This window comes from Aquihabitans sp. McL0605 (assembly GCF_049993875.1).
Lineage (GTDB): Bacteria > Actinomycetota > Acidimicrobiia > Acidimicrobiales > Iamiaceae > Aquihabitans.
In genome coordinates this window covers 4,254,056-4,269,998 of sequence record NZ_CP188252.1, presented here as the reverse complement: position 1 = coordinate 4,269,998, position 15,943 = coordinate 4,254,056, and the positions used below count along the sequence as shown (strand labels likewise).

Here is a 15,943-nt window from a genome sequence, read left to right as displayed (position 1 = left end):
AGGCACCTCGGTACGGTGACGACGATGACCCCTTGGGCCGCCCACCTCCCGCCCGGACTCGCACCCGACGACGTGCACCTGCTCGCCGCGGCCAGCCTGCCCGGCTCCTGGACCGCCCGCTGGGCCGCCGACCCGGCCCACCCGACCGTGCACGACGACCGCGAGGGGTGGATCACGGCCGACGAGCTGGAGCACCGCTCGCGGGCGGTGGCCGGGCGCCTGGCCCACGCCGGACTGGTGCCCGGCGAACGCGTCCTGATCTCGGCCGCGGCCTCGGTCGAGCTCGTCGTGGCCCACGTGGCCGCCATCCGCCTCGGGCTGGTGGTGATCCCGGCGAACACCGGCTACCTCGAGCGCGAGGTGGCGCACATCGTCACCGACGCGGCGCCGTCGCTCGCGGTGGTCGACGACGAGGAGCGCGGCCGGTGGATCGCCGCGGCCGCAGGTGACCGCGAGGTGCTGGTGGTGGGCACCGACGTGGCGATCCCCGACGGGCCCGATCCGGCGTGGCTCGACGGCGTCGGCTCCGACGACCCCGCGATCCTCGCCTACACCTCCGGCACCACCGGGTCCCCCAAGGGCGCCCTCCTGTCGCACGGCAACCTGCTCTCATCGGCCGAAGCCCTGCGGCTCGCGTGGCGCTGGAGCCCCGACGACCGCCTGGTCCTGCCCCTCCCCCTGTTCCACATGCACGGGCTGGGCGTCGGGCTGCACGGCACGCTCACCGCCGGCGCGTCGGTGGTGCTGCGCCGCGGGTTCGAGGTGGCGGACACCCTGGGCGCCATCGGCGAGCACCAGGCCACCCTCTTCTTCGGGGTGCCCACCATGTGGTCGCGGCTGGCATCGTCCGGACGGCTGGACGAGCTGCGTGCCCTGCGCCTCGGCGTGTCGGGCTCGGCCCCGCTCGCCGCCGCCTTGCACGAGGAGATCACGGCCGGGTCCGGCCAGCGCCTGATCGAGCGCTACGGCATGACCGAGACCGTGATGAACGTGTCGAACCCCTACGACGGCGACCGGCGCCCCGGCACCGTCGGCCTCCCGCTCCCCGGCGTCGACCTGCGGCTGGCCGAGGGCACCGACGAGATCCTGCTCCAGGGCCCGAACGTCTTCTCCGGCTACTGGCAGCGGCCCGAGGCGACGGCCGAGACCTTCGTCGACGGGTGGTTCGCCACCGGCGACGTCGGCGCCCTCGACGGCGACGGCTACCTCCGCATCGTCGGCCGGCGCAAGGAGCTGATCATCAGCGGTGGCTACAACGTGTACCCCCGAGAGGTCGAAGACGTCCTCCGGGCCCACGGCGACGTGATCGACGTCGCGGTCGTCGGTCTCCCGCACCCGGATTGGGGCGAGCAGGTCATCGCCGTGGTCGAAGGCGCACCGGGCCCCACCAGCGAGGCCGACCTCCTCGCGCTCGCCACCGCCGGCCTGGCCGCGTACAAGCGGCCCAAGCGGGTGGTGTTCGTCGAGGCCCTCCCTCGCAACGCGCTCGGGAAGGTGGTGAAGGGCGACGTGGTCGACCAGGTGCGATGACCTCCGAAGCCACCTCCGACGCCACCTTCGTCGCCACCCGCCTCGCGCTCCAGGCGGTGGCCGAGCACGTCTTGTGCGCGGCGCGCCACGCGGCCACCGGACGCATCGGGCTGCGGGCCGCTCCCGGCGGTCCCACCACGCCGCCGTTCCCCTCGGACCACGGCGACCGGATCGTCGCGATCGAAGGGGTCGACCTGGTGGTCCGCGACGATCGCGGCGAGCAGCGAGCGCCCCTCACCACCGTCGGCGCCGCCGCCGCGCTCGCCGGCACCTCACCAGGGGCGCCGACCCACCTGTTCACGCCCACCACCCCGCTCGAACCCGACGCTCCGCTCGCCATCGATCCGACGGCAGCGGCCACGTTCGCCGCGTGGTGGCTGCTGGTCGACGGCGCTCTGGAGGTCCTGCGCGCCGAGCACCCCGACCAGGAGCCGACGATCGTGCAGCTGTGGCCCGAGCACTTCGACATCGGCTGCCAGCTGGGCTCGGTCAACTACGGCGGGTCGCCGGGTGACACCGCCGATCCCCTCCCGTACCTCTACGTCGGCCCGTGGACCCCGCCCGAGCCCGATGGCGGGTACTGGAACCGGCCGTTCGGCGCCGTCATCGCCGCCACCGAGGTCCCCGACGTGGCGGCCGCCGCCGCCTTCCTCCGCGAGGGCTACCGGCGCAGCCAGGCGCTCGCGTAGCCGAGCCCCATCCGGCGCCACCCTCAGTTCCCGGTCGCCCGTGCCGATCGGGAGGCCCATGTCGCCGGACCGATCGCAAGATCCCCATCCCGAGCGCCGCCAGGACGCCGGCCTCTCCTACGACCCGGACGGGGGGCGCCTCCGCATGGGCACGGCCAACGTGGTCCTCGGGTCAGGCTGCGGCAACCGCGAGGTGCTCGACGCCTACGTAGAGCTGGCCGCCCGGTGCCGTGGCGACCAGGTGGCCCACCTGGTCGAGGTCCGCCAGGAGGACATCGACGCCCTCGCCGCCGTCTTGGACCTCGACGCCATGAACCTGAGCGCGCAGATCGAGCAGGTGCTCGGCACCAGCCGCGCCGATGCCCAGCGCATCGTGGTGCGGCTCCGCGAGACGCGCCTGATCGGCGGCATCACCAAGGCGGCGATCGGCGTCACCATCGCCGGGGCGCTCGTGGCCGGGTGCAGCGCGCCCGGGACGTCCGAGCACGCGTCGACGACTCCCGCGAAGGCCGAGCAGACCTCCACCACCGAGGGCGTAGAGCTCATCCCCCCGGCTTCGGTGGACAAGCCCGACACCGGGCTGATCCCGCCGGCCGAGGTCGACCGGCCCGACTGAGCGTCCGGCCCGCGACCCGCCGCCCGCACTCAGTCGGCGATGCCGAGCGTGCCCGTGATCTTGGTGGGCGTGACCGTGACCAGCAGCTCGCCCGGGACGCCGTTGCGCTCGCCGTACTCCTCGGCGCGGTGGTCACCCATGTAGCGCGCCCCGATGATCCCGGCCCAGCGGCCGACCTCGGCGAGGTCCTCGCTCACCTCCGCCGTGCCCCGGACGATCACGAACGAGAATGGCGGCGTCTCGTCGTCGAAGCACATGGACACGCGCGGGTCGCGCTGCACCGCCAGGCCCTTGGCGGTGTCGGCGCCGGTGTTGAACACCAGGCGGTCGCCGTCGCGGGCGACCCACACCGGAGCGACGAGCGGCGCACCGGACGCGGTGACCACGGCGACCTTGGCGGTGCGGGCCTCGGCGAACGCCCAGTCGAGGGCGGCGGACGGATCGAGGTGCGTGGCCATGCGAGGAGTCTGCCAGCACCGACGGCCCCTGCCTCGCGGGTACCGTGCCGCCATGACGTCTCCCGTGCTCCTGTGTGCCGATGGCTCCGACCACTCCACCGCCGCGCTGCGCGCCGGCCTCGCGCTGCTGGCGCCGGCCACCCCCCTGATCATCGTGACGGTGATGCTCGAGCCCGATCCGGGGCTCGTCACCGGGACCGGCATCGCCGGCGGCGTGATGTCGCCCGAGGCCTTCGACCAGCTCGAGTCCGACGCGGTCACCGACGCCAAGCTGGTGGCGTCGGAGACGCAGGCGGCGCTGGGCCTCCACGACGCCGAGGCCCGCGTCCTGCGCGGCGACCCCGGCGGCTCCATCTGCCACCTGGCCGAGGAGCTCGGTGCGTCGGCCATCGTCATCGGCTCCCGCGGCCGAGGCGGGATCAAGCGGGCCGTGCTCGGGTCGGTCTCCGACCACGTGGTCCGCAACGCCCCGTGCACCGTGATCGTCACCGGCCCCAAGGCCACCGACGACTGAACGGGCCGCTCAGGCGTACATGAGCGAGCCCGGCGTGGTGAGCACGGCGCCGGTCTCGATCCACGTCTTGAGCCCCGAGAGGATCATCGGCCATCCCCCGTAGATCTCGGGGTGGGCGTCTTCGCGCAGCTCGTCGTGGGTGAGGGTGAGCAGGCACGAGTCCTCGACCTGGGTGATCTCCCACGTGACCCGTGAGAAGCCCTGGGCCTTCACGTCGTCGCTCCAGAGCGCCCGCATGGTCTGGACCAGCTTGTGGGGCGGGTCGATCTCGAGGACCTCGCCGTCGCCGAGGGGGCCGGGGGCCTTCGGGTTGGTCATCGTGACGGTGCTCCCGACGGACCAGTCGGTGTCGACGCTGTTGCCGAACATGAACTTCGGCCGCTCGGTCGGGCTGGTGATCGCATCCCACAGCCGCTCGGGGGTGGTCCGGATGTAGATCTCGTAGATCTTCTCCATGGTGGTCTCCATTCGTTGCTTGAGGTCGCTGAGGCCGGCGACCCACGGTTCGGCGTACTTGCTCACCCAGCGGTCGTGGACCAGCCGGATCGGGACCGCGTTCAAGAAGTGGAGCTTCTCCCTGCCCCGCTTGCGCGTGACCACGAGGCCGGCGTCCTCGAGCACCTTCAGGTGCTTCATGACGCCGAAGCGGCTCATCTCGAACCGCTCCTCCAGCGCGCTGAGGGTCTGCCCGTCCTGCCGGAACAGCTCGTCGAGCAGCTCCCGCCGAGTGGGGTCGGCCAGCGCCTTGAACACATCGTCCATGCCGTGATGATATGTGACCTTTTGGTCACCTGTCAACGGATGGCGGCGAGGACCGCAAGGGAGAGAGGGCTACTGGTCCCAGGTGCCCTTGCGCACGGTGCGGTCGAGGATCCCGAGCGTGGCCCGCAGGGCGCCTTCGGAGATGATCGGGAAGATGTTCGCGTCGCGCCAGTCCTGGCTGATCTTCGACCAGTCGTAGTACGAGGTGACCAGCGTGGCGCCGTCGACCGGTTCGAGCGTGTAGCCGTAGGTGTGACCGATGTTGAGCTGGCCCTGGATCGACCACTCGATCTCCCGGTCCTGCTCGAAGGTCTCGATGACGATCGTGACGTCGTAGAGGCCCATCGGGAAGTCGTTGAGCGCCTCGCGGTCCATGTGGACGACGAACGAGTCCCCCACCGCTCCGACGGTGCTGCCGTCGGCGGACATGAGCATCCCCGAGCTGTCGATGGCCACGTGGCCCTCCGGGGTGGCCAGCACCCGGAAGATGGCGGCGGGCTCGGCGGGGATGGTGCGCTGCACCTCGATGCGTTCGGTGGTCATGCCCGCATCCTGCCAGCGGGCTGCCCGGGCTGCACCGGTGCCGCCTAACGTCGTCACCGACCCGAACCTCCCCGACCGGTCAGCAGTGAGCACCGTGCCCGACGAGAACCTGACCGACCGGCTGCGCGCCGCCACCGAACTGCTCGAGGCGGTGGTCAGCGACCGCTCGGCCCTCTACGGCCTCACCGAGCAGGAGCGGGCCCGCTTCCTGGCAGCAGCCGGCGACGTGTTCTGCCCCGACGTCGACGACCGCCGCCAGTGGGCCAAGGCCAAGCGCCGGAAGGCCCGGGCCGACAAGCTCGAGCGCGAGGAGCAGGTGCTGGCCGAGACCGGCATCCGCGCCCTGCGGGCCAAGCCGGTCTTCACCTCGCCCAACGTCTTCGCGCCCGAGGGCGTGGTCGCCACCGGGTTGGGCGACGGCACCGCCGAGCCCGCTCGCGGCGCGGTCGGCACCGACGTGAGCGAGCGCCACTGCTACGTCTGCAAGGTCCACTACCTGCAGGTCCACCACTTCTACGACCAGCTGTGCCCGGCGTGCGCCACGCTCAACGAGCGCAAGCGCACCGAGACCACCGACCTCACCGGCCGGGTCGCCCTGCTCACCGGCGGGCGGGTCAAGATCGGCTACCAGGCCGGCATCAAGCTGCTGCGGGCCGGCGCCGAGCTCATCGTCACCACCCGGTTCCCCCGCGACTCGGCGGTCCGCTACGCCAGCGAGCCCGACTTCGACCAGTGGGGCCACCGCCTCGAGATCTACGGCCTCGACCTGCGCCACACCCCGAGCGTCGAGGCCCTGTGCCACCACCTCGACACCACCCGCGGCCGCCTCGACTTCATCGTCAACAACGCCTGCCAGACCGTCCGCCGCCCACCCGACTTCTACCGCCACATGATGGAGCTCGAGGTGGGCTCCCTCGCCGACCTGCCCGCCGACGCGCGCGGGTTGCTGGGCGGCGTCGACGGGCTCCGCAGCGCCGAGCTGCTCGAAGGCCCCGGCGTCCTGCTGGAGTCGGCGGCGGCCGTGGCGGCCACCTCGGCGGAGATGTCCCAGGCGGCGCTGCTGCCCGACGAGCACGAGCCCCAGGCCCACCTGTTCCCCGAGGGCCGGCTCGACCAGGACCTGCAGCAGGTCGACCTCCGCGGCCGCAACTCGTGGCGCCTCACCCTGTCGGAGGTGTCGTCGGTCGAGCTGCTCGAGACGCAGCTCGTCAACGCGGTAGCCCCGTTCGTGCTGAACGCCCGCCTCAAGCCGCTGATGCTGCGCACCCCCGAGCGCGACAAGCACATCGTCAACGTGTCGGCGGTCGAGGGCCAGTTCTACCGGCGGTTCAAGACCACCCGGCACCCCCACACCAACATGGCCAAGGCCGCGCTCAACATGATGACCCGCACCTCGGCGGCCGATTACCACGCCGACGGGATCCACATGAACAGCGTCGACACGGGCTGGGTCAGCGACGAGGACCCGGCCGAGATCGCCAGCCGCAAGACCGCCGAGCACCGGTTCCACCCGCCGCTCGACATCGTCGACGGCGCCGCCCGCATCGTCGATCCCATCATCGACGGCTTCAACACCGGCACCCACGTGTGGGGCCAGTTCCTCAAGGACTACACGCCCACCGACTGGTAGCCCGCTGACGGTTCCGTCAGGCGACAGCGACCGACGGCGTAGCTAGCGTTCCCGCCAGAACCGCGCAACGCGGGAGGCCGGCCGGCGGGGCTGGACGGCGGAGAGGGGCCACCATGCGTGCTCACCGGATCGCTCTCATCGTCGGGGTCGTGGCGGCGGCCGCTGCCGGCTTGACCGTGACGCCCGCGGCCGCGGCCGGTCCGCCGGCACCGGCGAACGACGACTTCGCTCACGCCCAGGCCCTGACCGGCAGCGCGGGCGACGTCACGACATCGAACGCCGGCGCTACCACCGAGCCCGGCGAGGCGGACACGATCGCCGGCCTCCACAGCGGCGCCTCGATCTGGTACTCGTTCACCGCGCCCACCTACGGCACCCTCCTCGTCGGCTCGTGCGGCGACCCCGACCTCGTCGTGGTCGGCGTGTCCACTGGTGCGGCGCTGGGCTCGCTGACCCCGAGCACCGCCTACACCGGGTGCAACGGGAGGTACACGGACGCCCTGCTGGTGAAGGTGCTGCCGGGGACGACCTACCGGATCGTCCTCGCCGGGATCGACCAGGACACCTCGGCCCCCTACCAGGGACCGATCGGGTTCAGCTGGCGGTTCACCGAGGCAACCCGCGCGGCGGGGCCCACCCACGTCTACGTCCAGCCGGAGTCGCACCAGGTCACGGTGTCGTGGCCCGCGCCGGAAGACGACGGCGGGGCCGACATCACCGGCTACGTGATCACCGCCCGCGTCAACGGCGTCGAGAAGGCGACCAAGACGGTCGGGACCGAGCCCGTACCCCAGGTGGTGACGGGCCTGCCCAACGGGAAGCCGTACCGGTTCGATGTCGCCGCCATCACGGTGGTGGGGGTCGGCTACCCCAGCCCACCGTCCGAGACGGTGATCACGGGCCATCCGTGGTTCCCGTTCGCGGGGTGGTCCGACTACGTCAAGCGGCAGTACCACGACATCGCCGGGAGCACGCCGACTGCCTCGTCGCTGGCGTCCTGGGTGGCCAAGCTCGACGCGAACGACGGGGCACGAGCAGATCTGGTGGTCGCGCTCCGGCGCTCGCCGGACAACGTCACGAACGTCGACCCTCTCATCCGCCTCTACCGGGCCCTGCTGGCCCGGCCCCCCGACAGCGCCGGCCTGCACTACTGGATCGGCCGCCACCGGGCCGGCACGGCCACGCTCGCCGACATCGCCACCACCATGGCGACCGGGAGGGAGTGCAGGAAGCTCTGGTTCCTGATGACGAACACGCAGTTCGTCGACCACCTCTACGACGACGTGCTGGGCAGCTCGGCCGATGCCTCGGGACGCCGTGACTGGGTCAAGAAGCTCGATGAGCACCGGTCGACGCGCGCCGCGGCCGCCGCGCACTTCGCCGCGCTCAAGCAGGCGAAGGGCTACCTGTTCTGGGAGCTCGATGCCGAGGCGGACTACGCACTGCTGCTGCACCGGGGGCCCACCTCCGACGAGCTCTCCCAATGGATCTTCCCCACCCGCGGCGACCCCCTCTCGGCGATCCTCGGCAGCGCCGAGTACCAGCTGCTGCTGCGGTCGGCCTAGGGCAGGTGGGACCCGTGCCGACCGTCGATCCCCGAGCAGCCGAGAAGGCCGTGCTGGTCGCCTACCTCGGCGCGCAGCGGCGCCACGTGCTGGGCATCCTCGACGGGCTGGACGACGAGGCCATGCGGCGGCCCGTCCTCCCGTCGGGATGGAGCTGCGTCGCCATGGTCCAGCACCTCACGCTCGACGAGGAGCGGTTCTGGTTCGGGGCGGTCATGGCCGGCGACCAGGAGGCCATCGACGAGCTCGGTGCGGCCGGCGACACGTGGACGGTGGCGCCCGACCTGCCGGTCGCCGAGGTGATGGCCCGGTACCGCTCCGAGATCGAGCGCTCCGATGCGATCATCGCCGGGCTCCCGCTCGACGCCCCGCCCGCCTGGTGGCCCGGTGAGCTGTTCGGCGACTGGCGCCTCGACGACCTGCGCGAGGTGCTGCTCCACATGATCGTCGAGCTGGCCTGCCACGCCGGCCACCTCGACGCCGCCCGCGAGCTCATCGACGGCCGCCAGTGGCTCGTCCTCACCGACTGATCGACGGGCGAGCACCGACGCGGCGGTGCGCCCTCAGGCGGGGCCGTCCGCCAGCAGGGCGAACAGGTCGTCGGCCGCCATCGACCGCGGGGCTCGACGCTCCCGGGCGGCTTGGCGGGCCAGGCGCTGGAGCAGGGCGTTCACCGGCGTGTCGACGTCGTGGAGCCGGCCCAGCAGGGCGATCTCGCCGTTGAGGTGATCGGTCTCGATCGAGCCGGCACCCCGCTCGAGGCTCTGCCACCCGGAGCCGCCGCGCCGGGAGCGACCGGCGATCGGCTGCTCCTGGATGAGCTCGCCGCGGCGCTCGGCGTCGTCGGCTTCGCTCACCACGTCGAGGCCGGCCGCGGCGAAGCACCGCACCCCCTCGTCGACCGCCTGCACGTACAGGTCGACGCCTCGGCCCTGGAACCCGCACAGGGCGTCGACGGCGTTGGCCAGGTTCAGCAGCAGCTTCCGCCGCTTCCACCGCATGATGTCGTCGCGGACCTCGGACACGAAGCCGGCCGACCGGAACGCCTCCGCGATCGCCGCGGTGGTCTCGTCGGCGCCCGCCGGATAGCGACCGATGTCCAAGATCCCCTCGACCGGGCTCGACCGGGCCTGCACCACGCCGGGCTCCAGGTGGGTGGCGGGGAACATCACGCACACGCCGTGGACGTGCTCGAAGGTGCGCAGGAGCAGCCGTTCGTTCTCGACGCCGTTCTGGAGCGAGACGACCGGCGTCGCCGGATCGACCGTGGCGAGGAGGTCGGCGATGGCGGCCGGCGAGTCCTGGCCCTTCACGGTCAGCAGGACGACGTCGCCGTCGGCCGGTTCGATCTGGTCGGGATGGCCGACGACCGGGATCGGCAGCGTCACCACGCCGGTGGGGCACTCGACGCGCAGCCCCTGGTGGCGGATGGCATCGAGGTGGGCGCCCCGAGCCATCAGCACCACGTCGTGGCCGGCCTGGAACAGGCGCCCACCGACCACCCCACCGATCGCCCCGGCACCGTGGACGAGGAACCGGCTCATGGCGAGGACCCTAGCCACGCCCGGGCCCGCCGATCACCGGGCGAAAACGACGAAACCCCCTCCTGAGAGGGGGTTTCGCTCCGAGCGGACGACCGGATTCGAACCGGCGACCCTCACCTTGGCAAGGTGATGCTCTACCAACTGAGCCACGTCCGCGTGGGGTGTTCACCATAGCGCGAGCGCCCGGCGGCGCCGAAACCAGATCAGCCGGTGGCGCCGGTCCGGTACCGGATCCGTTGCGCCATCTCGACGGCGAGTGGTCGGTCCTGGATCTGGTCGAGCACCAGCTGTCCGCCTTCGGCCACGAGGGTGAGGCTGGCCGTGCGATCGTCCTGCCACCCCTGCACGTCGAGCGTAGGCGTCACGTCGATGACCTGGGTGAACGGCTTCCACAGGCGGTCGTCGACGAGCAGCAGCGACCGGTCGGTGAGCACCAGCACGGCGGCGTTGCCCTCGAGCTTGCCGCCGACGACGGCCTCGACCGTCTCGCCCTCTCGCAGCAGCGCCCCGGCCACGGCGACCGCGGTGCGCGTGGCCTTGCGAGGGCCGGCTCCGAGCCGGGCCACGGCCGCGCCGAGGGCGTTGGGATCGGCGAACCCGGCCGGGGCGACCGGCGGAGGAGGCGGTGCGTACGCCCCGGGTGCGGCGTAGCCCCCAGGCTGGGGCTGGCCCCATGCCGGGGGCGGAGGGGCGTAGGTCTGCGGCGGCGGCGGGGGCGGCGCGTACCCACCCGGCGCTGGAGGCTGCGGGTACGTCGGCGCGGGCGGCGGGGCCGGGTACGTCCCGGGCGGCGGGAAGGCCTGGGCGGGCGGCGGAGGCGGGTATCCCTGGGGCGCCGGCGGGTAGGCCTGCGGGGGCGGCGGGTACGCCTGGGCCGGCGGCGGAGGCGGATAGGCCGCTGGTGGAGGCGGGTACGCCGGGGCCCCGGGCGGGGGCGGATAGGCCGCAGGTGGGGGCGGGGCCGGGGCCTCGGGCGGAGGCGGCAGCGCCTCGGCCGGGGGCTCGGCGGCCACGAGGGGCTCGTTGTCCTCGGCACCCATCCAGGCCGGCACCTCGCGGCCGCCGTCGGGCGCTTCGGGGGCGGGCGCCTCGGAGGCCGGAGCCTCAGCGGCCGCCTCCACCTCGGCTGCCGTCAAGGGCGATCCGCAGGCCATGCAGAACTTGGATCCGGCTTCGTTCTCGGCACCGCACGCTGCACACTGCATCGCTCACCCTTCCGATGGCTCGTCGGGCTGAGCGTAGGTGACCGGAGGACCGCGCCTCGGCCGATGCCCTACGGGCCCGAGTCGGCCGCCGGCGCCACCAGGGCCGCCTGCAGGAGGGCCGCACCGCGGTCGGTCATCTCCACCGTTCCGGCGGCGTCGAGGCCACGTGGGCTCATCTTGGCGATGGTCTTGCGGACCACCTCGACCATGCGGTCGTCGCCCAGCTGGTCGGCCAGCTCGTCGAACTGGAGCTGGAGGAACGCCAGGCAGAGGGCGTCCTCGTGCGTCTGGACCTGGGGATCGGAGCCCAGGCCGCGCTTGGCGACGATGGCGGCGACCCGCTCGATCTCGCCGGCGTCGTAGCCGTGCGCCTCCAGGATCTCGGCCACCTCGGCGGCCTGGCGCTTCTTGTGGTCGGCGCGCCAGCGCAGGTAGCCGGCCCGACCCTCGGGGTAGTCGGTGCGCGGCGACACCCACCGGCGCAGGTGGTGGGCTCGAGCCGCGAGGAGCTGGAGCTCGCCGGCCCCGGGATCGAGGGCCAGGACCCAGCCTTCGACGAGGTCGGCGTGCACCAGCTCCTTCGGCTGCTCGACCCCGTCGACGAGCACCGTGACGGGGTCGTCGGCGTTGGCCGCGTCGATGGAAGCGACGGCCCGCTCGAAGCGCGCCGAGCCCTCCGAGCCGGAGGTCTCAGCCATCGGACCCCGGGGGGCGCAGATCGATGCGGAGCGTCAGGATCCCGTCCTCGAGCACGCCGGAGGCATCGCCGATGATGGCGAAGTCCTGGAAGTCGGTCTGGGCCTGCTCGACCAGGCGGGTGCGCTCCTCGCCCCCGACCGGTGGCAGGTTCCGCTTCCGGACGGCGGAGGCCCGGTCGCGGAAGCGAGCGAGCATTGCGTCGATGTCGAGCGATTCGGCCATGGCCCGACGCTAGTGCCGGGTGCCGGTGCTCCGGTCAGGGCTGGTCGGAGATCCCGAGCGCCTTGCGGCGAGCCGCCGAGCTGGGCCGGGCGGGAGCACCGACGGCGGGAACCTCGATGCGCTCGTTCTCGCCGGTGCCGAGCGGCTTCCAATCATCGTCGGCCGCCTCGTGATCGGTGCCGGGCACCGAGCGGTCGGCGGCGAGCACCTCGGCCGGCGGGGCCGTGGCGCCGACGACGACCTCGTCGCTCGCGGGAGCGGGGGCCGCCTCGGCCGGGGTGGCGGTGAAGATCGCGTCGTCGTCGAGCGTGTCGTTGACCGAGAGGACCGCGGGCTCCGCGGCCTCGTCGACCTCGACCGGCTGGGGCTTGGTGGCTCGCCAGTACCGCACCGTCAGCAGCGTGAGGGCCAGGGCGACGACGAGGAGGGCGCCGATCACGGCGGCCACCTTGCGGCTCTCGGTGACGAGGCGCTGGGCCGGCGGTCGAGGCGTGTCGACCACCGTGTCGGCGGCCGTGGTGGTGGGCGCGGCGGTGGCGGCCACCGGGGTGGTGGTGGCGCCGACGACGGTGGTGGTGCTGCCGGTGAGCTGCCCGCCGAGGGCGGCGCCGGTGCTGTCTTGGGCCGGTGCCGCTCCCGAGAGCGACGGCAGGGCGATCGACGCGGCGAATCCGAGCACGACGACGAGCAGGAAGGTGCGGAGTCGGGGAGCCACGAAGAGCAGATGGTATCGGTCAGCCTGCGGCGGACTGACCGCAGGCCCCGCACGAGTAGGTGGTCCGGCCACCGATCGTCCGTCGTTCGAGGGGCGATCCGCACCGCGGGCAGTGGCCGTCGCGGCGCCGCTGGTCCTGGAGATCGCCCATGTGGGAGCCGCCGCGCTCGAACAGGTCGGTCACCGTCGCCACGATCCGGCGCTGGAGCCGACGACGCTCGGCGAGGGTCAGGGACCCGGCAGGCCGGGCCGGATCGAGCCGGGCCCGCCACAGGGTCTCGTCGACCAGCAGGTTCCCGAGCCCGGCGATGCGGGCCTGGTCGAGCAGCCGGGCCTTGAGCGGCGCCTGCGATCCGGCGAGCGCCGCCGTGAGCTGGGCCAGGGTGATGGACCACGCGTCGGGGCCGAGGGCGCCGCGGTCGGGATCGAGCTCCACACCCCCGAGCCGGCGCGGGTCGGAGGTGACCAGGCGGCTCCCGTCGGAGAAGCGCAGGGCGAACCGCTCCCACTCGGGCTTGTCGGCGTGCGGCCAGTACTCCAGGCGGTCGATGGGCGACTCGTCGTCGAGCAGCAGGCGTCCGGTCATGCCGAACCGCAGCCCCAGGACCGGACGGACCGGACCCAGGTCGACCAGGAGCAGCTTGCCGACTCGCTCGGTGCCCTCGATGGTGGCGCCCTCGACCGCGGCGATCACCTCCGCCGGCGTGATCCCGCCCTTCAAGAACCAGCTGTCGGGTGCCTCGACCACCTCGACGGTGCGCCCGACCGCCCTGTCGGCCTGCCGCCGGTAGGCCTCGACCTCGAGGAGCTCAGGCACCAGCGCCCGCGGCCGACGCCACGGCCAGCGCCTGGGTGAAGTCGGCGATGACGTCGTCGGCGTGCTCGAGCCCCACCGACACCCGGATGGTGCCCGGCCCGATCCCGTTGGCGGCCAGCTCCTCGGGGAGCAGGTTCACGTGGGTGGTGGACGCGGGGTGGGTGACCAGGGTCTCGGGGCCGCCGAGCGAGGTGGCGTGCTGGGCGATGCGGACCGCCTCGACGAAGCGGCGACCGCCCTCGAGCCCGCCGACCACGTCGAACGCGATCAGGGTGCCGCCCGACGACATCTGGCGGGCGGCCAGCTCGTGCTGCGGATGCGAGGCCAGGCCCGGGTAGCGGACGTCGGTGGCCGCGTCGTGCGCCTCCAGGGCCGAGGCCAGCGCCAGCGCGGTGGCCGACTGGCGGGCGACGCGGATGGGCAGGGTGCGGATGCCGCGGGTGGCGTTGAGGGCGTCGTACGGCGAGGCCGACGCGCCCTGGAGCACGGCGAAGCCCCACAGCCAATCGATCAGCTCCCGGCTGCCGGCCACCACGCCGAGCGTGGCGTCGTTGTGGCCGGCGATCCCCTTCGTGGCCGAGTGCAGCACCAGGTCGACGCCGTGGCGCAGCGGCTGCTGGAGCACGGGGGTGCCGAAGGTGGAGTCGACCACCGTGACCGGCCCGGCGATCGCGCCCAGCTCGTCGAGGTCGATGACGTCGAGCTTGGGGTTGGCCGGGGTCTCGGCGAACACCAGCGTGGTCTTGCCGGGGATGACCGCCGCGGCGAACGCGCCGGGCTCGGTGCCGTCGACGAACGTGACGTCGATGCCGAAGCGCGGGCACACCGCCTGGAACAGCAGCTGGGTGGCGGCGTACAGCTGGCGCTGGGCGACGATGTGGTCGCCCGACGAGCACAGCCCGAGCACCACGGCGGACACCGCGCCCATGCCCGACGAGAACGCCCGGGCCGCCTCGGCCCCCTCGAGCTGGGCGATCGCCTGCTCGAACCCGCTCACGGTGGGGTTGCCGTACCGGGAGTAGAAGCGGTCGGCCCCGACCGAGGTGGCCATGCGGCGGGCATCGTCGACCGAAGGCGACACGAACGTGGAGGTGGGCCACAGCACGGGGGCGAGCGACGTGGCATCGCCCACCCGCCCGGTGCGGATGGCGACCGTGTCGGGGTGCAGGCCGGGATCGTGGTCGTTGCTCACTGCGGGGTCGTCTCCAGGAACGGGACCAGGGCATCAGCCACCTGGTCGTGGTCGATGAGGAAGGCGTCGTGCCCGTGCGGGCTGTCGATCTGGTGGTAGACGCCGGTGCCGCCGACGGCCTCGACCCCCGCCACCAGGTCCACCGACTGGTACTCGGGGTAGAGGATGTCGGAGGTGATGCCCATGGAGAGCACGGGCGCCGAGATCCGCGTGAGCGCCGCGGCGAGGCCACCTCGCCCGCGACCCAGGTCGTGGAGGTCCATGGCCTTGGTGAGCAGCAGGTACGAGTTGGCATCGAACCGGCGCGCCAGCTTGATGCCGTGGTAGTCGAGGTAGCGCTCCACCTCGAACCGCTGCCACATCTCGAAGCGGCCGTTCAACGGCTCGACCGGCTCCCGCCCGAACTTGTCGGTGAACACGTCATCGCTGCGGAACGTGACCTGCGAGATCTGCCGGGCCAGGGCCAGGCCCGCGTGGGGGCCGTCGCCGGGCACGGCGTCGTAGTAGTGGCCGTCGCGCCACTTCGGATCGAGCGCGATCGCCCGGCGACCGGTGCTCCACCAGGCGATCTGCTGGGCGGTGGCGGCGGTGCACGTGGCCATCACGGCCAAGCGCGCGACCCGCTCGGGGTACATGACCGCCCACTCCAGCGCCTGCATCCCACCCATCGACCCGCCGACCACGGCGTGCCAGCGGGCGATGTGCAGCGCGTCGGCCACCCGGGCCTGCGTGCGGACCATGTCGCGGATCGACACCACCGGGAAGTTGGGGCCGTAGCAGCCGCGCCGGTCGGGCATCGGCGACGCCGGGCCGGCCGATCCCTGGCAGCCCCCCAGCACGTTGACGCACACGACGAACCAGCGGTCGGTGTCGAGCGACTTGCCCGGCCCGATGAAGTCGTCCCACCAGCCGGGGGTGGGGTGGCCGTCGCCCGCGGGGCCGGCGGCGTGGGCATCGCCGGTGAGGGCGTGGCAGACCAGCACGGCGTTGCTGGCGTCCTCGTTGAGGGTGCCCCACGTCTCGAAGCAGATGAGGAGGTCGTGGAGCTGCCCACCGCCCTCGAGGACGAACGCCCGGTCGACGGCCATCCGCATGAACTGCCGTTGGCCCGGAGGGTCGCTCGGGTGCCACGCGCCGGTGGCGGGCACCGTGCTCGAGTGCGGCTGGATCCACGGAGGGATGGCCAAGGAGGCGGCATCGGACCAGTGCCCGGCGGCTTCTTCCATGATCGACCTCCTCGCG

18 protein-coding genes and 1 tRNA gene are annotated in these 15,943 nt (G+C 72.9%); 7 read left to right on the top strand and 12 right to left on the bottom strand.

Annotated elements, in window-relative coordinates; translation table 11 throughout:
• Nucleotides 1–24: 24 nt before the first annotated feature.
• From ACPPVX_RS19750 to ACPPVX_RS19740, 3 genes are read left to right on the top strand one after another with little or no spacing between them, the layout of a single operon-like run.
• Nucleotides 25–1,530, top strand: coding sequence for an AMP-binding protein (locus ACPPVX_RS19750; RefSeq protein ID WP_426572295.1), 1,506 nt, complete (start codon nt 25–27; stop codon nt 1,528–1,530).
• Nucleotides 1,527–2,219, top strand: a complete 693-nt coding sequence (locus ACPPVX_RS19745) for a hypothetical protein (protein ID WP_426572294.1) — start codon at nt 1,527–1,529, stop codon at nt 2,217–2,219. The genes ACPPVX_RS19750 and ACPPVX_RS19745 overlap by 4 nt, the downstream gene beginning before the upstream one ends.
• A gap of 58 nt (nt 2,220–2,277) precedes the next feature.
• Complete coding sequence (locus ACPPVX_RS19740; protein WP_426572293.1) at nt 2,278–2,835, top strand: hypothetical protein; 558 nt, start codon at nt 2,278–2,280, stop codon at nt 2,833–2,835.
• 29 nt (nt 2,836–2,864) lie between these two features.
• Here the strand turns inward: ACPPVX_RS19740 and ACPPVX_RS19735 are convergent, their stop codons facing one another.
• On the bottom strand, nt 2,865–3,293 hold the full coding sequence (locus ACPPVX_RS19735) for a PPOX class F420-dependent oxidoreductase (protein ID WP_426572292.1): 429 nt from the start codon (nt 3,291–3,293) through the stop codon (nt 2,865–2,867).
• Nucleotides 3,294–3,345: 52 nt separating this feature from the next.
• Between ACPPVX_RS19735 and ACPPVX_RS19730 the strand changes: the two genes are divergently transcribed.
• On the top strand, nt 3,346–3,807 hold the full coding sequence (locus tag ACPPVX_RS19730; RefSeq protein ID WP_426572291.1) for a universal stress protein: 462 nt from the start codon (nt 3,346–3,348) through the stop codon (nt 3,805–3,807).
• A gap of 9 nt (nt 3,808–3,816) precedes the next feature.
• On the opposite strand, the gene ACPPVX_RS19725 is transcribed toward ACPPVX_RS19730, so the two are convergent.
• Entirely contained in the window at nt 3,817–4,569 is a 753-nt protein-coding gene (locus ACPPVX_RS19725) for an ArsR/SmtB family transcription factor (RefSeq protein WP_426572290.1), read from the bottom strand.
• 69 nt (nt 4,570–4,638) lie between these two features.
• Nucleotides 4,639–5,112, bottom strand: a complete 474-nt coding sequence (locus tag ACPPVX_RS19720) for a polyketide cyclase (protein ID WP_426572289.1) — start codon at nt 5,110–5,112, stop codon at nt 4,639–4,641.
• Between the two features lie 94 nt (nt 5,113–5,206).
• Between ACPPVX_RS19720 and ACPPVX_RS19715 the strand changes: the two genes are divergently transcribed.
• From ACPPVX_RS19715 to ACPPVX_RS19705, 3 genes are all read left to right on the top strand, one after another.
• Nucleotides 5,207–6,742, top strand: coding sequence for an SDR family NAD(P)-dependent oxidoreductase (locus ACPPVX_RS19715; RefSeq protein WP_426572288.1), 1,536 nt, complete (start codon nt 5,207–5,209; stop codon nt 6,740–6,742).
• Nucleotides 6,743–6,855: 113 nt separating this feature from the next.
• Nucleotides 6,856–8,307, top strand: a complete 1,452-nt coding sequence (locus ACPPVX_RS19710; protein WP_426572287.1) for a DUF4214 domain-containing protein — start codon at nt 6,856–6,858, stop codon at nt 8,305–8,307.
• A 14-nt stretch (nt 8,308–8,321) separates the two neighbouring features.
• Nucleotides 8,322–8,837 (top strand): DinB family protein, encoded by a 516-nt coding sequence (locus ACPPVX_RS19705; RefSeq protein ID WP_426572286.1) that lies wholly within the window; start codon nt 8,322–8,324, stop codon nt 8,835–8,837.
• Between the two features lie 33 nt (nt 8,838–8,870).
• Here the strand turns inward: ACPPVX_RS19705 and ACPPVX_RS19700 are convergent, their stop codons facing one another.
• The 9 genes from ACPPVX_RS19700 to metX all read right to left on the bottom strand — a co-directional run bounded on the left by ACPPVX_RS19700 (nt 8,871) and on the right by metX (nt 15,927).
• Entirely contained in the window at nt 8,871–9,851 is a 981-nt protein-coding gene (locus ACPPVX_RS19700) for a ketopantoate reductase family protein (protein WP_426572285.1), read from the bottom strand.
• Nucleotides 9,852–9,934: 83 nt separating this feature from the next.
• Nucleotides 9,935–10,007, bottom strand: a tRNA-Gly gene (locus tag ACPPVX_RS19695).
• Nucleotides 10,008–10,054: 47 nt separating this feature from the next.
• The gene (locus tag ACPPVX_RS19690) at nt 10,055–11,056 is read right to left on the bottom strand and encodes a zinc ribbon domain-containing protein (RefSeq protein ID WP_426572284.1); all 1,002 of its coding nucleotides are present in this window, start codon (nt 11,054–11,056) and stop codon (nt 10,055–10,057) included.
• 68 nt (nt 11,057–11,124) lie between these two features.
• A complete protein-coding gene (locus tag ACPPVX_RS19685) occupies nt 11,125–11,754 on the bottom strand; it encodes a DUF4202 domain-containing protein (protein ID WP_426572283.1) in 630 nt (209 codons plus the stop codon).
• The gene (locus ACPPVX_RS19680) at nt 11,747–11,977 is read right to left on the bottom strand and encodes a hypothetical protein (RefSeq protein ID WP_426572282.1); all 231 of its coding nucleotides are present in this window, start codon (nt 11,975–11,977) and stop codon (nt 11,747–11,749) included. Before ACPPVX_RS19680 ends, ACPPVX_RS19685 begins: the two co-directional genes overlap by 8 nt.
• 34 nt (nt 11,978–12,011) lie before the next feature.
• Complete coding sequence (locus ACPPVX_RS19675) at nt 12,012–12,692, bottom strand: hypothetical protein (RefSeq protein ID WP_426572281.1); 681 nt, start codon at nt 12,690–12,692, stop codon at nt 12,012–12,014.
• Nucleotides 12,693–12,711: 19 nt separating this feature from the next.
• Nucleotides 12,712–13,509, bottom strand: coding sequence for an Fpg/Nei family DNA glycosylase (locus ACPPVX_RS19670; protein WP_426572280.1), 798 nt, complete (start codon nt 13,507–13,509; stop codon nt 12,712–12,714).
• A complete protein-coding gene (locus ACPPVX_RS19665) occupies nt 13,502–14,701 on the bottom strand; it encodes a trans-sulfuration enzyme family protein (protein ID WP_426572279.1) in 1,200 nt (399 codons plus the stop codon). The genes ACPPVX_RS19670 and ACPPVX_RS19665 overlap by 8 nt, the downstream gene beginning before the upstream one ends.
• Nucleotides 14,698–15,927 (bottom strand): homoserine O-acetyltransferase MetX, encoded by a 1,230-nt coding sequence (metX, locus tag ACPPVX_RS19660; RefSeq protein ID WP_426572278.1) that lies wholly within the window; start codon nt 15,925–15,927, stop codon nt 14,698–14,700. The genes ACPPVX_RS19665 and metX overlap by 4 nt, the downstream gene beginning before the upstream one ends.
• Nucleotides 15,928–15,943 lie beyond the last annotated feature (16 nt).

What these genes read in the sequence shown, in the direction of transcription:
- ACPPVX_RS19685 (WP_426572283.1), bottom strand. Translation starts at nt 11,754, where the DNA reads ATGGCTGAGACCTCCGGCTCGGAGGGCTCGGCGCGCTTCGAGCGGGCC.
- ACPPVX_RS19725 (WP_426572290.1), bottom strand. Translation starts at nt 4,569, where the DNA reads ATGGACGATGTGTTCAAGGCGCTGGCCGACCCCACTCGGCGGGAGCTG.
- ACPPVX_RS19750 (WP_426572295.1), top strand. Translation starts at nt 25, where the DNA reads ATGACCCCTTGGGCCGCCCACCTCCCGCCCGGACTCGCACCCGACGAC.
- ACPPVX_RS19730 (WP_426572291.1), top strand. Translation starts at nt 3,346, where the DNA reads ATGACGTCTCCCGTGCTCCTGTGTGCCGATGGCTCCGACCACTCCACC.
- ACPPVX_RS19735 (WP_426572292.1), bottom strand. Translation starts at nt 3,293, where the DNA reads ATGGCCACGCACCTCGATCCGTCCGCCGCCCTCGACTGGGCGTTCGCC.
- ACPPVX_RS19740 (WP_426572293.1), top strand. Translation starts at nt 2,278, where the DNA reads ATGTCGCCGGACCGATCGCAAGATCCCCATCCCGAGCGCCGCCAGGAC.
- ACPPVX_RS19720 (WP_426572289.1), bottom strand. Translation starts at nt 5,112, where the DNA reads ATGACCACCGAACGCATCGAGGTGCAGCGCACCATCCCCGCCGAGCCC.
- metX (WP_426572278.1), bottom strand. Translation starts at nt 15,927, where the DNA reads ATGGAAGAAGCCGCCGGGCACTGGTCCGATGCCGCCTCCTTGGCCATC.
- ACPPVX_RS19690 (WP_426572284.1), bottom strand. Translation starts at nt 11,056, where the DNA reads ATGCAGTGTGCAGCGTGCGGTGCCGAGAACGAAGCCGGATCCAAGTTC.
- ACPPVX_RS19700 (WP_426572285.1), bottom strand. Translation starts at nt 9,851, where the DNA reads ATGAGCCGGTTCCTCGTCCACGGTGCCGGGGCGATCGGTGGGGTGGTC.
- ACPPVX_RS19745 (WP_426572294.1), top strand. Translation starts at nt 1,527, where the DNA reads ATGACCTCCGAAGCCACCTCCGACGCCACCTTCGTCGCCACCCGCCTC.
- ACPPVX_RS19710 (WP_426572287.1), top strand. Translation starts at nt 6,856, where the DNA reads ATGCGTGCTCACCGGATCGCTCTCATCGTCGGGGTCGTGGCGGCGGCC.
- ACPPVX_RS19680 (WP_426572282.1), bottom strand. Translation starts at nt 11,977, where the DNA reads ATGGCCGAATCGCTCGACATCGACGCAATGCTCGCTCGCTTCCGCGAC.